Source organism: Paenisporosarcina macmurdoensis (genome assembly GCF_042658845.1).
Lineage (GTDB): Bacteria > Bacillota > Bacilli > Bacillales_A > Planococcaceae > Paenisporosarcina > Paenisporosarcina macmurdoensis.
In genome coordinates this window covers 17,300-31,412 of sequence record NZ_JBHSRI010000025.1, presented here as the reverse complement: position 1 = coordinate 31,412, position 14,113 = coordinate 17,300, and the positions used below count along the sequence as shown (strand labels likewise).

17 protein-coding genes are annotated in these 14,113 nt (G+C 37.7%); 2 read left to right on the top strand and 15 right to left on the bottom strand.

The genetic code is table 11. The features are described from left to right. Window positions 1-10: 10 nt before the first annotated feature. From rplI to rpsF, 6 genes are all read right to left on the bottom strand, one after another. Entirely contained in the window at window positions 11-460 is a 450-nt protein-coding gene (rplI, locus tag ACFPYN_RS13810) for a 50S ribosomal protein L9 (RefSeq protein ID WP_377734998.1), read from the bottom strand. Beyond that, the gene (locus tag ACFPYN_RS13805) at window positions 457-2,433 is read right to left on the bottom strand and encodes a DHH family phosphoesterase (protein ID WP_377734997.1); all 1,977 of its coding nucleotides are present in this window, start codon (window positions 2,431-2,433) and stop codon (window positions 457-459) included. The genes rplI and ACFPYN_RS13805 overlap by 4 nt, the downstream gene beginning before the upstream one ends. Before the next feature lie 12 nt (window positions 2,434-2,445). Next, window positions 2,446-3,387, bottom strand: coding sequence for a YybS family protein (locus tag ACFPYN_RS13800; protein ID WP_377734995.1), 942 nt, complete (start codon window positions 3,385-3,387; stop codon window positions 2,446-2,448). Between the two features lie 262 nt (window positions 3,388-3,649). Further along, the gene (gene rpsR / locus ACFPYN_RS13795; protein ID WP_017378776.1) at window positions 3,650-3,886 is read right to left on the bottom strand and encodes a 30S ribosomal protein S18; all 237 of its coding nucleotides are present in this window, start codon (window positions 3,884-3,886) and stop codon (window positions 3,650-3,652) included. Window positions 3,887-4,072: 186 nt separating this feature from the next. Beyond that, entirely contained in the window at window positions 4,073-4,579 is a 507-nt protein-coding gene (gene ssb / locus ACFPYN_RS13790) for a single-stranded DNA-binding protein (RefSeq protein ID WP_377734993.1), read from the bottom strand. Window positions 4,580-4,635: 56 nt separating this feature from the next. Beyond that, on the bottom strand, window positions 4,636-4,926 hold the full coding sequence (gene rpsF / locus ACFPYN_RS13785; protein WP_377734992.1) for a 30S ribosomal protein S6: 291 nt from the start codon (window positions 4,924-4,926) through the stop codon (window positions 4,636-4,638). Between the two features lie 174 nt (window positions 4,927-5,100). On the opposite strand from rpsF, the gene ACFPYN_RS13780 reads away from it, so the two are divergent. Continuing rightward, the gene (locus ACFPYN_RS13780) at window positions 5,101-5,649 is read left to right on the top strand and encodes a DUF3267 domain-containing protein (RefSeq protein WP_377734991.1); all 549 of its coding nucleotides are present in this window, start codon (window positions 5,101-5,103) and stop codon (window positions 5,647-5,649) included. A gap of 39 nt (window positions 5,650-5,688) precedes the next feature. Here the strand turns inward: ACFPYN_RS13780 and ACFPYN_RS13775 are convergent, their stop codons facing one another. From ACFPYN_RS13775 to ACFPYN_RS13760, 4 genes are all read right to left on the bottom strand, one after another. Next, window positions 5,689-6,072, bottom strand: coding sequence for a gamma-glutamylcyclotransferase family protein (locus ACFPYN_RS13775; RefSeq protein WP_377734990.1), 384 nt, complete (start codon window positions 6,070-6,072; stop codon window positions 5,689-5,691). Window positions 6,073-6,620: 548 nt separating this feature from the next. Further along, complete coding sequence (gene ychF, locus ACFPYN_RS13770) at window positions 6,621-7,721, bottom strand: redox-regulated ATPase YchF (protein ID WP_377734989.1); 1,101 nt, start codon at window positions 7,719-7,721, stop codon at window positions 6,621-6,623. A gap of 159 nt (window positions 7,722-7,880) precedes the next feature. Further along, window positions 7,881-8,090, bottom strand: a complete 210-nt coding sequence (locus ACFPYN_RS13765) for a DUF951 domain-containing protein (protein WP_377734988.1) — start codon at window positions 8,088-8,090, stop codon at window positions 7,881-7,883. Beyond that, window positions 8,090-8,989 carry a mechanosensitive ion channel family protein gene (locus ACFPYN_RS13760; protein WP_377735856.1) on the bottom strand — a complete coding sequence of 300 codons (900 nt, stop codon included), beginning with the start codon at window positions 8,987-8,989 and terminating at the stop codon, window positions 8,090-8,092. Before ACFPYN_RS13760 ends, ACFPYN_RS13765 begins: the two co-directional genes overlap by 1 nt. An 88-nt stretch (window positions 8,990-9,077) precedes the next feature. On the opposite strand from ACFPYN_RS13760, the gene yyaC reads away from it, so the two are divergent. Further along, window positions 9,078-9,686, top strand: a complete 609-nt coding sequence (gene yyaC, locus ACFPYN_RS13755) for a spore protease YyaC (RefSeq protein ID WP_377734986.1) — start codon at window positions 9,078-9,080, stop codon at window positions 9,684-9,686. Here the strand turns inward: yyaC and ACFPYN_RS13750 are convergent. The 5 genes from ACFPYN_RS13750 to rsmG form a co-directional block, all read right to left on the bottom strand. Further along, window positions 9,606-10,340: a DUF554 domain-containing protein gene (locus ACFPYN_RS13750; protein ID WP_377734984.1), complete on the bottom strand. Its 735-nt coding sequence runs from the start codon at window positions 10,338-10,340 to the stop codon at window positions 9,606-9,608. The genes yyaC and ACFPYN_RS13750 overlap by 81 nt on opposite strands. 207 nt (window positions 10,341-10,547) lie before the next feature. Beyond that, on the bottom strand, window positions 10,548-11,387 hold the full coding sequence (locus tag ACFPYN_RS13745) for a ParB/RepB/Spo0J family partition protein (RefSeq protein WP_377734983.1): 840 nt from the start codon (window positions 11,385-11,387) through the stop codon (window positions 10,548-10,550). Next, a complete protein-coding gene (locus tag ACFPYN_RS13740; protein ID WP_377734982.1) occupies window positions 11,380-12,141 on the bottom strand; it encodes a ParA family protein in 762 nt (253 codons plus the stop codon). The genes ACFPYN_RS13745 and ACFPYN_RS13740 overlap by 8 nt, the downstream gene beginning before the upstream one ends. Before the next feature lie 243 nt (window positions 12,142-12,384). Next, window positions 12,385-13,248 (bottom strand): nucleoid occlusion protein, encoded by an 864-nt coding sequence (gene noc, locus ACFPYN_RS13735; protein ID WP_377734980.1) that lies wholly within the window; start codon window positions 13,246-13,248, stop codon window positions 12,385-12,387. 94 nt (window positions 13,249-13,342) lie between these two features. Beyond that, window positions 13,343-14,056, bottom strand: coding sequence for a 16S rRNA (guanine(527)-N(7))-methyltransferase RsmG (gene rsmG / locus ACFPYN_RS13730; protein WP_377734978.1), 714 nt, complete (start codon window positions 14,054-14,056; stop codon window positions 13,343-13,345). Window positions 14,057-14,113: the final 57 nt, after the last annotated feature.

Below are 14,113 nucleotides of genomic sequence, written 5' to 3'. Positions count from 1 at the left end.
ACGTCTCTCCTTACGCTTCTTCTGTTACGTGTACCTTCAATATAGCTGTTACTTCTTGATGTAACTTAACGGGAATGTTTGTATAACCGAGTCCACGAATGGCATCATCTAACTCCATTTTACGTTTATCAATTTTAATTCCTGTTGCTTTATGAAGTTGTTCCGCTACTTGTTTCGTTGTAATTGAACCAAACAGGCGGCCACCTTCACCAGATTTAGCTTTTATTTCAACTGTTACTTCTTCTAAATTCTCTTTTAACTTTTTAGCATCTTCATGCACTTGTTCTGCCTGTTGATCTTGTTTACGTTTTTGACCATCTAATGCACTAATTGTTGCTTGATTAGCTTCTGTTGCTAAGTTGTTTTTCAATAAAAAGTTTTGTGCATAGCCGTCTGCTACATTTTTAATTTCGCCTTTTTTTCCTTTGCCTTTAACATCTTTTAAGAAAATTACTTTCATGTTGATTGGCCTCCTTCGACAATTTCAATGATTGCTAATTTTAGTTGTTCAATCGCTATATCAATCATGCCATTTTTTATCTGACATGCGGCATTGGTTAAATGACCACCACCACCAAGTTTTTCCATAATTACTTGAACATTAATTTCACCCAGAGAACGTGCACTAATGCCCACATCTCCGTTATCTTTTTTAGCTACTACAAATGAGGCTGATACGCCCTTCATTGTCAGTAGAATATCTGCTGTCTGTGCAATGAGCACTTGGCTGTACGGATTCATTTCTTCCCCGTGGGCAATAGCAATACCTTCGCGGAAAAACTCTACAGTTTGAACAATTTTTGAGCGTTCGATATATGTCGCAATATCTTCTTTTAGCAAGCGCTGGACTAACACTGTATCTGCGCCATTTGTGCGTAAATACGACGCTGCTTCAAATGTTCTTGCGCCTGTACGAAGTGTAAAGCTCTTCGTATCAACAATAATTCCCGCTAGCATTGCAGTTGCTTCTAACATCGATATTTTATCATGTTTCGGTTGATATTCAAGTAACTCTGTTACGAGTTCAGCTGTTGATGATGCATAGGGCTCCATGTAAACAAGCATCGTATTTGAAATAAACTCTTCACCACGACGGTGATGGTCAATAACCACTACTTTTTCAGCTCGATTTAATAGCTTCTCATCAATAACCATACTTGGTTTATGTGTATCTACGACCACAAGTAATGTGTGATCCGTTAATTTTGACAAAGCTTCTTCAGGTGTAATAAAGCGTTCGAACAAGTCTGGCTTGCTCTTCACTTCTTCCATTAAGCGAGTCACGCTTTGGTCGAGTTCATCAAAATCAATGACAACATAACCATTAATTTGATTCATCTCTGCCATTTTACGAACACCGACAGATGCACCAATTGCGTCCATATCAGGCAATTGATGCCCCATTACGAAAACTTGGTCACTATCTTGAATTAAATCGCGCAAGGCATGTGAAATGACGCGAGCTCTAACCCGTGTACGCTTTTCAGCAGGATTTGTTTTCCCGCCATAGAACTTCACTTTTCCACTTGGCTGTTTAATGGCCACTTGGTCTCCACCACGGCCTAATACTAAATCCAAACCCGACTGTGCAAGTTGACCAAGCTCAACTAATGAAGATGATCCTGCACCGACTCCGATACTGAGCGTCAAAGCTAAATTTAATTTAGAGGTAGTTTCTCGTATATCATCTAAAATCGCAAATTTCGTTTTTTCTAATTCGTGTAAAATGGATTCACTCAATACTGCAATGAACCGGTCTGATGAAATTCGTTTGACATAAATTCCATATCCCGCTCCCCAGTTATTGACCAGTGACGTAACCATGCTATTTAACTGACTGCGTGTTTGGTCTTCCATTCCTTGAGCTAGTTCATCGTAATTATCAATAAACAACACGCCTATGACACTACGATCAGCATGATACAACGTCTCAATCTCTGTTTGCTCCGTAATATCAAAGAAATACAAGAGTTTTTCTTGTTGCTTATAATAGATTTTAAATTTCTTTCCTGACAAACTAATGGTTTGCTCTTTATTATCCTCTTGCTTAACAAGTGAATGGAATTCTTCAGACAATGAAAATAAATTTTCTCCAATAATTGAATCAAATTCGAGCTCTCTTGCCATGTATGGATTTGCCCATTCAATTGTCCAATGTTCATTTACCAATAAAATACCAATTGGCATTTCGAGTAGAGCTTCTTCGCCTACACGTTTCATCCGGTAAGACAAAGTCTCGATATGTTTTTCTGTCTCTTCATATAAACGCTTCTCTAGTTGCCAACCTATTAATAACACTGTGGCAAAAAGAATAGCAACAATTATACCTATCCAAACATGCCAGAACAGGAGTAAAAGAGCGCTTATTAAGCCGAGCAATGATAGAAAAAATAAAGGAACACGAATGGGTCTTTTTCTAAAAAATGCTGACATTTTTCCAGCTCCTTATTTTCTGTTCTTCTCTTTGACATACGAACGAACGTTGAAGCCCAAATCAAAAATTCCGAGTAGTAATGTTATTGACTGTAATGGGAACGCTAAAATGGTTGCGACAAAGGCAATCCATTTTGGCCATCTCTGTTGATGTATGTAGAAGTGAATGAACGAAATACCTTGTAAAACAAGTAATAACCGAAGCAATAAGGCAGCATTTGCAAAAACCATAAATGCAAAGGTACCTTTCTCTAATTCCACAAATAAAGTGACTACTAACACTACCATGTAGTACCATAATACAGATTTAGGGAATTTCATGTTTCTATATGCAGGGAACTTCGGTACATCTAATCCTAACCTTTTTAATACAGGTAGTAGGATATTGATGAACACAATGACCAACAGAAAAAGGGAAATTATCAAGATGGATGGCATAACCGTCTCAAACATGAATAAGACTTCGGCTATAGTTTTATCATAGTTATTCGGCAATGCATCAAAACGTTCTAAAAAAGCACCCATTTGATCATATTGATTTGACGCAATCGTTAATAATGCTTTCACCGGATTAAAATTGAACGTCAACACAACAACCACATATTGAATGACAATACTCACCAGTAATACAATGGCTGTGGACAGTAACATAAATAGCTTACTTTTCTTCATCCGAATGGCATCTCCAATAACAAGTCCCAATAGTGCATGAATCATGGCGAAAGGAACGGCCAACAATCCTCCAATAAAATAAGATATCCCGATACTAACTATAGTAACGAGAATAGACGCTTTTCTATTGAACTTTGCACTATACCAAGCAATTGGAACAGCGATTAAAAACGAGGTAATCAAGTTCACAATTGGCACATATAAAGAAACAGCCAACAAAATGGAAAACAGTACAATTGTCATTGCACCTAAGGTTAGCTGTCTCGTTTGTTCATTCGGCATTTAAAAACCTTCCTAACTTAAAAAACATGTATTCATTAATAAGTTTCGTAATTCTCTTTTAGTTTAATAAGGAGAGCACCTACAACTCTCACCCATCTAGTTGTAACTAATTCTTTGGGGTTTATATTACCCTTTGAAGGGACAACTTTACCTACCTATTGTAACATGTCGAACAAGATGCAACAAAAGTTCAAAACCAGTAAAAATCCAGACAATAAAAAAAGACCGGTTTCCCGGTCTTTTAAGAGTTCATGTTCTATTCTTATCTCTCTTCAGTAGAGAATGGAAGTAAAGCCATGATACGTGATAATTTGATTGCTGAAGTTAATTTACGTTGATATTTAGCGCTTGTTCCCGTAACTCGACGTGGAAGAATTTTTCCGCGTTCTGATACGAATTTTTTAAGCAAATCAACATCTTTATAGTCAATATGCGTAATATTGTTTGAGTTAAAATAACAAACCTTTTTACGTCTTTTGCCTCCGCGACGTGGTGCCATATTGTTTCGCCTCCTTAGTATTTGGTTTTATTGGGGTGTGTTTTTAAAGGTATTCTGCTTAATGGATAGTCTGGTTCCAAGCGCCAGCTCGCCATGCCGCTTCAAGACCTTATGCGAAAACAAGTTTTCGCATAAGGTCTTTCCACCGTCAAAGTCGAGCTTGAGTGGCGCTTTTCACTTTTTGACTTAGAATGGTAAATCGTCGTCTGAAACTTCGATTGGGCCACTTCCACTAGAGAATGGATCTTCATCAACACGTGTATAGTTTTGCTGATTTGGTGATTGATTCTGTTGAGTAGATGTATATTGATTGTTTTGGTTTGAACCGCCACCATAAGGTTGTCCTTGTTGAGGACGATCTCCACCTGAACTATTACGTGGTTCAAGGAATTGAACACTATCAGCTACAACTTCAGTCGTGTAAACACGCTTTCCATCTGTGCCTTCATAGCTCCCAGTTTGAATACGCCCTTCGACACCGGCTAAACTTCCCTTTTTCAAAAAGTTCGCTGTGTTTTCAGCTGGTTTTCTCCAAACAGTACAGTTAATAAAATCCGCTTCTTTTTCACCTTGTTGGTTAGAGAATGAACGATTTACAGCTAGTGTAAAACGTGCAACTGCAACTCCACTTGGTGTATAACGAAGCTCCGGATCTTTTGTCAGTCTTCCGACTAAAACCACTCGGTTAATCATCAGAATACAACCTCCCTCGTCTGCAAGTTGTTTCGAGTAAACTCGATTTTATATATTTACTTAACTTGTGCTTTGACAGCTACAAAACGAATAATATCTTCGTTGATGTTAGCAAGACGGATGTATTCATCGATTGCTCTTGAATCAGCGTTTGCTTTCACGATTTGGTAGAAACCTTCGCGGAAGTCATTGATTTCATAAGCTAAGCGGCGTTTGCCCCACTCTTTTGACTCGATGATTTCAGCACCGTTCGAAGTCAAGATATCGTCGAAACGAGCTACTAGAGCTTTTTTCGCATCATCTTCAATCGTTGGGCGAATGATGTACATTAATTCGTATTTTTTCATCTTTTTTGCACCTCCTTATGGACTTGGGCCTGACTGTAACAGTAGGCAAGGAGCAAGTAACGTTTATTACTCACATCAACTGATTGTATCACAAACCCTGCGCTCACGCAACCGCCTTTTAAAAGGACAGTTTAGCAGCTTTTTCGCTATACTATTTATATAGAGGTGATGATTATGCAGGATTGGACCAATCCAACCAAAATCATAGACTTAAACATTCAACAAATTGCTAAGACAAGTTTGATTTTGACGATTGTCTTAAGCTTGGTGCTGTTAATCCTAAACAGTGCTATACATCAAGATTTCTCATTTAATTTTTCCTGGCTTGGCCTGACGCTCTTCTTAGTTGGATACATCGTCTTAATCGTCTTACATGAAGCGAGCCACTTAATCGGTTTTGTCCTCTTTGCCAAAGTCCCATGGCGCTCACTTGACTACGGGATTAATATGCAATTAGGAGTGGCTTACGCGACAACTAGTGAAGCTGTTCAAAACAAAGCCATGAGAAAAGTATTGATTCTACCATTTTGGACAACAGGAGTTCTTCCAGCGGTTATTGCTATTTCGATTAATAGTCCCCTTCTAGCTTTACTATCGGCATGGCTATTAGCTGGTGCTGTCGGAGATTTTTCGATGATAAAAGAGCTTCGTTCGGTGGATGATGATGCTTGGATAAAAGATGATCCAGAACTGCCTAAACTATATATTTTTGAACAAAAATAGAGCGGCTTCCCGGTTTAAGGGAGCGGCTCTTTGTTTCTTCTATTTAAGAGATTGTCGATAGACCTTCCAGTCTCCAGACGGAATTTCATATAGTTTCATCGATTCATCACAAATGGTATAGATGAATGCCTCTATTTGACCATCAGGGGTTTGAACATGGACGATTTCTTTTGAATATAGATCAGTTGTCGGATTGCCGGTATATCCTTCTAAATCATCAAGATTTGACCACATCTGATCATGAATCTCGTATATGTCACCGACAATAGTGGACCCCATCCCAAGTTCAACTGCGGGATAGCCACTTCCCGTATCATACATTTTTGCTTGAATCTTTGAACCTGTATATAAAAGTGTAGCTCCCTCGAGGACACGATGATTAGGCTCTCCACGTAACAACGTCCCGTATACAAACAACTTCATGTTAAATCCACCTTTTGCATAGAATTAAGAAAACCCGGGCAAAGTGCGCCGGGTCCTTTTAAGAAGAGTAACCATAGTAGTCTGTTGATTTCCGCTACGGTGGACGCTTTTCGCGGGCATGGCTTCAGTCTCCTCGTCACTGCGTTCCTGCGGAGTCTTCAGCTCATGCTATTCCCGCAGAAGTCGCCACCTGCGCTTCAATCAACTAATATAGATGGCAACTTCGATTATAGGTTGGTTCTATCTCTAACTTAACTTAGAATCATTTATTCGTGTCTTCGCAATAAGCAATTGATAGATTCCTTGTTGATTACTACACACTTCATGGATTGTAGTGGAAGGCGGCGACTCCCCCGCGGAAAGCGTCCGCCTGTTTCTGCATCGCTACGCTAGCTTCGAAACATGAAAGGGCGTTGAAACGGAAATCAACAATATTAATGAATCAATCTTTTGTCCCTGAAACACTGGATTTATGGAACTAAAATTATATACTTTCTTATCTTTTCAAAAAATAGGTTAGCCGAAGTTTCGACTAACCTACTAGGATATTATACGTTGAAGCGGAACAACATAACGTCGCCGTCTTGAACGATATATTCTTTACCTTCTAATCTTACTCTACCTGCTTCTTTTGCCGAAGCCATTGACCCGTTAGCCACTAAGTCATCATAAGATACTGTCTCTGCGCGAATAAAGCCGCGTTCAAAGTCAGTATGGATAACGCCAGCACATTGAGGAGCCTTCATGCCTTTACGGAATGTCCAAGCACGAACTTCTTGTACACCAGCAGTAAAGTAAGTTGCAAGACCCAATAATTGATATGAAGCTTTGACTAGTTGATCTAATCCTGCTTCTTTAATGCCTAACTCTTCGATAAACATAGCTTTCTCTTCATCATCAAGTTCAGCCATTTCTTCTTCTATCTTCGCACAAATGACAATTACCTGAGCATTTTCTGCTTTAGCGAATTCACGAACTTTTTGAACGTATTCGTTTTCTTCAGCATTTGCGATTTCGTCTTCTGCAACATTAGCTACATATAGCATAGGTTTAGATGTTAATAAATTGAGGCCTTTAACGATTCGCAATTCTTCTTCTGAAAATTCTACAGAACGCGCTGGTTTTTCTTGTTCAAAGGCTTCCAAAAGTTTTGCTAATATCGGCTCTTCAACTATTGCATCTTTGTCTCTCTGTTTTGCCATTTTGCCTACTCGTTGTGAACGTTTTTCAACGCTTTCTAAGTCAGCTAAAATTAACTCTAAATTAATGACTTCTATATCGGAAATTGGATCTACTTTTCCTGCAACATGCGTTACGTTTTCATCAACAAAACAACGCACTACTTGGCAAATTGCATCCACTTCACGAATATGTGCTAAGAATTTATTTCCTAGCCCTTCGCCTTTGCTTGCGCCTTTTACGATACCTGCAATATCAGTAAACTCAAAAGCTGTTGGAACTGTTTTCTTTGGAACAACAAGTTCCGTTAATTTATCAAGACGCTCATCTGGCACTTCTACAATTCCGACGTTTGGATCAATTGTACAGAATGGGTAGTTTGCTGCTTCAGCACCTGCTTTTGTAATTGCATTAAATAAAGTTGATTTACCAACGTTTGGTAATCCTACAATTCCTGCCGTTAACGCCATGTGGTTTCCCAACCTTTCATAATTACTAGCTCTTCTATATATAAACACTAGCTTTTCACTTTTTATTATTGTCTCACACCGAACGTCCGAATTTATCTCGAATGACGTTCTATGAATTTCTTGTAACTTATATATTATAGGTTCTTGTCAGGTTGTTGTCTATTCTTCTGAAGCGAGTTCTGCTTTCTTCACGATCTTTTTCATTTTCTTTTCGAATTCCCTCCGTGGAATCATGACGCTGTGTTGACATCCTTCACACTTAATCCTTACATCAGCCCCCATACGAATGACTTTCCACTCGTTTGTCCCACAAGGGTGTTGTTTTTTCATTTCAACAACGTCACCAAGTTCAAAGATTTTACCGTTCATTAGACTTTCCCCTTATCTTCATTCTTTACAGGGTCGCCTGTGCCTGAATCCACAGATCCTGTTTTCTTCTGATACATAACCATTTTTGGATAAGGTATCTCAATACCATTTGCATCCATAAAAATCTTCAAGTCTCGACGAATGATTCGTGCAATAGCAAAATGTTGCATTGGTTTTGTTTCAGCAGTAATACGCATAACAACTTCCGACGCCGCTAAATTTTGAACCCCGAGTAATTCCGGCAATTTAACTAATTGTTCGTATTTTTCTGGAAGTTCCAACAAAAACTCCCGAATGAGTTCTTCTGCCTTTGGAATATCTACTTCATACGCTACGCTCACATCTACGATGGCAATGGAGTTGTTTAAGGAGTAGTTTACGACTTCAACAATCGTACCGTTTGGGAATATATGAATTTCTCCATTTAATCCACTAAGTTTTGTCGTGCGTAAACCAATTTCTTCAACGGTTCCTTCAGCTGCACCGATTCGCACATAATCTCCTACAGAAAATTGATCTTCAAAAATAATAAAGAACCCTGTAATAACATCACGGACTAAGTTCTGTGCCCCAAAACCAATGGCTAAACCAAGTACCCCGGCTCCAGCGAGTAATCCAGTTACATTAATAGTTAAAGCTGATAAAACAGCTAAAATAGCAGCAAAATACACCACATAGGCAAGTCCATTCTGAAGTAATTTAAGCAATGTGTTTTGTCTACGTTCTGTATAACGTAAAGGTGCTTTCATCCGTACTTCAAACACTTTACGAATGACAATTTTGCCTACTTTTACTACGATTCCAGCCAGAAACATAATAAAGAAGACTTTTAATATGACAAGACCTGAGTCAATCCATAATTTTTCGTTTAACAGAGAACTTTTAATGTTTTCAATCATTTCTTCAAACTTCAATTTGTCTACCACCTTTTTGAATAAAGCCCATTTCTAATACGTATACTATGAAAAAAAGAGAGTGAGCTATCCTATGTTTGCATATTCGTCTCAGCTACAACCAGAAGAATATTTCTATCAAGATTCCGGCGTTGCTTGGCGCCTAAGCTCGCTTTTTCTTCAAATTGTTCCTTTCGAAAAATCAAATCTCACTTTTTGTTGTATTGGCACCGATCGTTCCACTGGAGATGCGCTAGGTCCTTTAGTGGGCACGTGGCTAAGTGAACATCCTTCTTTTCCATATGAAGTTATCGGTACTCTACAACAACCTTTGCACGCTTTGAATTTACAACAAAACATTGAGACACTACAAGCAAGAACAATTAAGCCTTATGTAATTGCAATAGATGCTTGTTTAGGAAAAGTCGAGAAAATCGGACACATCGTTATTGAAAAAGGCCCTCTTTTTCCTGGGAAAGCAGTGAAAAAAGAATTACCTTCTATCGGAGATCTTTCCATAAAAGGTATTGTAAATATTGGTGGCTTTCAAGAGTATACCGTTTTACAAAACACCCGACTACAATTGCCCTATGACATGGGGAAAATTTTATCCCGTGGACTGTTACTCGCTTGGCAGCGGCACCAAATGAAATTGATACGCAATAGCCACGACGACAGCAACCACCAAAATGCCTGGCAGTAGGTTGGCTACTCTTATTTTAGTCAAACCAATCATATTTAAACCAATCGCCACAATCATGATTCCACCAGTCGCGGTCATTTCTCGAATAAACAGTGCAAGCGCTTCTTCTGGAATGACACGACTAATTTGAGTAGCAAAAAGCGCAATCGTCCCTTGATACAATACGACAGGGACGGCAGATAATAGAACGCCAATACCAAGTGTAGTAGCTAAAATAATCGATGTGAACCCATCGATTAAGCCTTTTACAATTAGTAAGTCATGATCATTACGCAAGCCACTATCGAGAGACCCTATAATCGCCATTGATCCAATAACAAAAATTAACGTCGCAGAAACAAACCCTTGTGCAATGCTAATGGTTTCTCCTTTTTTGTTCTTTCCTACTTTTGATTCAAGCCATTGACCAAAACGATTAAGCTGAAGATCTAAATCAATCCATTCACCTATAACAGCACCTACTACTAAACTGATAATAACAATTAAAAACTGACCGCTCTCAAACCCCATTTGAAGCCCAATTACAGTTACCGCAAGTCCAATGGCATACATCACTGTTTGCTTCATATTTTCTGGAATGTTTTTCAACAATCTTCCTATAATTGTTCCAACAATTATGAGAAGAGCGTTAATTAATGTCCCTAATAACACCATTTTATTTCCTCATCTCACCTTAGAAAAGTCATGTTCTAGTTGTTTTTCTATTTTACAATTGGCTCACTTACACTATATTGTTGTTTATCGTACATTTGCGCTAGCCGCAAATGTACTCTTTTGTTTTCCCATCAATATCAACATAGCCTTGCATTTAAAAATAGAACCTATCCCCTTAAGGATAAGTTCTTTAAGGGAATAGGCAATTTAATCTTCTAATAACTCTAAGATTCGTTCCAAATCATCTTCAGAGAAAAATTCAATTTCGATTTTCCCTTTATTCTTTGTTTTCTTAATTGAAACTGTAGTACCAAAATATTCACGAAGTTGAGATTCTTTTTCCACAATAAAAATATCTTTATTTGTCGTTTTAGATGTTTCACGTGAAACATTTTCGTTAATGCGTTGGACAAGGGCTTCAAGTTGACGAACATTCAAGCTCTCCTTGATTACTTTATCAGAAATAGAAGGAATCAATTTTTTTTGCTTTAATCCAAGTAATGCACGGCCGTGACCCATTGAAATTTTATTTGAAGAAATCTTCTCTCTAACCACTTCTGGTAAAGATAATAAACGAATGTGGTTGGCAATATGAGGGCGACTTTTCCCCAATCGGAAAGCTAATTGTTCTTGCGTTAGACTTAGATTTTCCATCAAGTTTTGATATGCTTCTGCTTCTTCAATCGGCGTCAAATCTTCACGTTGCAAGTTCTCAAGTATTGCAATTTCCATCATTTGTTGATCAGAAAACCCACGAATTACAGCAGGAATCTCTCTTAAACCAGCAGCTTTAGATGCTCTAAAACGGCGTTCCCCTACAACAATTTCAAACAATTTTCCTTTTTTTCTTAAAATGATTGGTTGAAGTACTCCATGTTCTTTAATTGATTCTGATAGTTCAGCAAGTGCTGTTTCATCAAATATTTTACGTGGTTGAAAAGGATTAACTTTGATTTGATTTACAGAAACCTTTTCAACTGTTTCCATTTGATTAATTGACTCTCCTGGAAAAATTGCATTAATCCCCTTACCTAAACCTTTAGACATTACGAATCACTTCCTTCGCCAATTCTAGATACACTTCTGCTCCACGAGATTTCGGATCATAAATAATAATAGGTTCTCCATGACTTGGCGCTTCACTTAATCGTACATTACGAGGGATAATTGTTTTATACACTTTATCTTGGAAGTACTTTTTCACTTCTTCAATTACTTGAATACCTAAGTTTGTTCGAGCATCAAACATGGTTAATAACACACCGTCAATGGTTAGTTGGTGATTTAAGTGTTTTTGCACTAAACGAATTGTGCTTAATAATTGGCTCAATCCTTCTAACGCATAATATTCACATTGAACAGGAATTAAAATGGCGTCAGAAGCCGTTAATGCATTAATTGTTAACAATCCAAGTGATGGTGGGCAGTCAATAATAATGTAGTCATAGTCTTCTTTTATTTCTTGGAGTGCACGTTTTAAGCGAACTTCTCGAGAAATGGTGGTAACGAGTTCAATTTCAGCTCCTGCTAATGAAATTGTTGCAGGTACTACATGCAGATTTTCTACTTTGGTTTCTAAAATTACATCTTTTATATCTATATCATCTATTAATACGTCGTAAATACATTGGTGTACATCACCTTTATTGACACCAACTCCACTTGTTGCATTTCCTTGTGGATCCGTATCCATAAGCAAGACTTTTTTCCCTAAGTAAGCAAGACATGCGCTTAAACTTACAGATGTTGTCGTTTTACCTACGCCGCCTTTTTGGTTGGCGATCGCAATAATTCTCCCCACGCTTGCACCTGCTTTCTTCTAATCCATTCTAGCTGTAATTCTTCTTCATGTTTTCATTCATTAATCACACGATATCTCTTAGTCAAAAAAGAGTTGGATTGTTCTGAATAATCACTTGAGAAAGCTATATTATTCTCTTATCATTTCATTCTAACAAAATTTCCATAAAAAAAGGATTATATTATGATTACAAATCAAAAAACTCTTGCCAAGTACATAGCAAGAGTTCACAGCTTCGCAATATTAGGATTTCTTTTTCGGTATCCTCACAGTAATTTGATAGAAATCTTCGAGTTCTTCTTCTTCGGTTTCCATCTTTATTCCTGTTTTAGCTACCATCGCAAATGACTGTCTAAGTGTATTTAACGCAATTCTGACATCACGACTAATCGTTTTTCTCTTTGGTTTTTCTTTTTTACCTTCAACAGCTGGTGGATTCAACCATTCATCCACTTTCTTTTCAAGCTGCTTTACATTGTATTGCTGAGCTATAATTTCATGGAACAAATCAATTTGTTTTTCTTCTTCTTTAATGGGCATTAACGCTCGAGCATGACGTTCAGATATATCACGTCGTAAAATACCATCTTGAATTATTTGTGGTAATTTAAGCAATCTTAATTTATTGGCTACAGTTGACTGTCCCTTACCTAAACGTTGAGCTAAAGCTTCTTGAGTTAGTTCATGTAGTTCTAACAATTTTTGATAAGCTAAAGCTTCCTCAATTGCTGTTAACTCTTCACGTTGTAGATTTTCAATCAGTGCGATTGATGCTGTTTCTTTATCACTTAAATTTCGTACAATTGCAGGAACTAACTCCCACTCAAGTTTGGTCATAGCCCGGAATCGACGTTCTCCAGCAATGATCTCATATCGATCGTCATCCATTTTGCGTACAACGATAGGTTGAATTACACCATGAGTGTGAATTGTGCGAGCTAATTCTTCAATTTTAGACTCATCAAAAACTGTCCGAGGTTGGAAACGATTCGGGACAATTAAATTTAAAGGGATTTTTAAAACTTCTTCAAATTGTTCGGCTGTTTGCTTTGTAGCAGCGATTTCTTTCTCGCTACTTCCAAAAAAACGTGAAAAAGGACTTTTCATCCCCGAGGCACCACCTTTAAGAAACTCACTACTTGTACTTATTCGCGACAAATCTCGTCAATCCTTTATTAATGTTCCACGTGAAACACAACAGTTACAATGGGGATTTATTAGGATCTCCAGGTTTTCTTGGATATTTTTTAGGAGTGCTTTTCACTTTATTAAATACAAACAATGACCGTTCACTATTTTCAACAGGTAAAGTGAAAGAATATTCTTGAACTTTTTCTGCACCCAAAATTGTTAACGCCTTTTTCGCGTCGCTTAATTCGTCTTGAGCAGCTGCAGCTTTCATTGCCACAAACTGTCCACCTACTTTTACTAATGGAATACAAAGCTCCGATAATACAGATAATCTTGCCACCGCTCGCGCCGTTACAAGATCATATTTTTCTCTGTAAGTAGGGTTTTGCCCAAATTCTTCTGCTCTAGCATGAACAAATTGAACATTAGATAATTTCAATTGTTCACTTAGATGTGTAAGAAACAGTATTCGTTTATTTAATGAATCAACAATTGTAACTTCCAATTGCGGGAAACAAATCTTTAAAGGAATACTTGGGAACCCAGCTCCGGCACCTACATCACAAATCGATATATTTTTTGAAAAATCCACATAAAATGCCATGCTGATTGAGTCATAAAAATGTTTTAAATAAACAGATGGTTGGTCTGTAATTGCTGTTAAGTTCATTTTTTCATTCCACTCAACTAGCACTTCGAAATATTTATTAAATTGTTGCAGTTGTTCAGGGGTTAAATCGATCCCTTTTTCTTTAAGTGCTTCAACAAATTGTTCTTGGTTCATATGGGACCCCTTCCATATATATTAAGAGAGTCTATTTGCAGAAATTAGCGCATAGAC

Excerpts from the sequence above, each read along its gene's own strand:
- ACFPYN_RS13800 (WP_377734995.1), bottom strand. The coding sequence starts at position 3,387 with ATGCCGAATGAACAAACGAGACAGCTAACCTTAGGTGCAATGACAATT.
- ACFPYN_RS13780 (WP_377734991.1), top strand. The coding sequence starts at position 5,101 with ATGCAGGATTGGACCAATCCAACCAAAATCATAGACTTAAACATTCAA.
- ACFPYN_RS13745 (WP_377734983.1), bottom strand. The coding sequence starts at position 11,387 with ATGTCTAAAGGTTTAGGTAAGGGGATTAATGCAATTTTTCCAGGAGAG.
- rpsF (WP_377734992.1), bottom strand. The coding sequence starts at position 4,926 with ATGAAAAAATACGAATTAATGTACATCATTCGCCCAACGATTGAAGAT.
- ACFPYN_RS13805 (WP_377734997.1), bottom strand. The coding sequence starts at position 2,433 with ATGTCAGCATTTTTTAGAAAAAGACCCATTCGTGTTCCTTTATTTTTT.
- ACFPYN_RS13750 (WP_377734984.1), bottom strand. The coding sequence starts at position 10,340 with ATGGTGTTATTAGGGACATTAATTAACGCTCTTCTCATAATTGTTGGA.
- ssb (WP_377734993.1), bottom strand. The coding sequence starts at position 4,579 with ATGATTAACCGAGTGGTTTTAGTCGGAAGACTGACAAAAGATCCGGAG.
- noc (WP_377734980.1), bottom strand. The coding sequence starts at position 13,248 with ATGAAAAGTCCTTTTTCACGTTTTTTTGGAAGTAGCGAGAAAGAAATC.
- rpsR (WP_017378776.1), bottom strand. The coding sequence starts at position 3,886 with ATGGCACCACGTCGCGGAGGCAAAAGACGTAAAAAGGTTTGTTATTTT.
- ychF (WP_377734989.1), bottom strand. The coding sequence starts at position 7,721 with ATGGCGTTAACGGCAGGAATTGTAGGATTACCAAACGTTGGTAAATCA.
- ACFPYN_RS13765 (WP_377734988.1), bottom strand. The coding sequence starts at position 8,090 with ATGAACGGTAAAATCTTTGAACTTGGTGACGTTGTTGAAATGAAAAAA.
- ACFPYN_RS13760 (WP_377735856.1), bottom strand. The coding sequence starts at position 8,989 with ATGATTGAAAACATTAAAAGTTCTCTGTTAAACGAAAAATTATGGATT.
- rsmG (WP_377734978.1), bottom strand. The coding sequence starts at position 14,056 with ATGAACCAAGAACAATTTGTTGAAGCACTTAAAGAAAAAGGGATCGAT.
- ACFPYN_RS13775 (WP_377734990.1), bottom strand. The coding sequence starts at position 6,072 with ATGAAGTTGTTTGTATACGGGACGTTGTTACGTGGAGAGCCTAATCAT.
- rplI (WP_377734998.1), bottom strand. The coding sequence starts at position 460 with ATGAAAGTAATTTTCTTAAAAGATGTTAAAGGCAAAGGAAAAAAAGGC.
- yyaC (WP_377734986.1), top strand. The coding sequence starts at position 9,078 with ATGTTTGCATATTCGTCTCAGCTACAACCAGAAGAATATTTCTATCAA.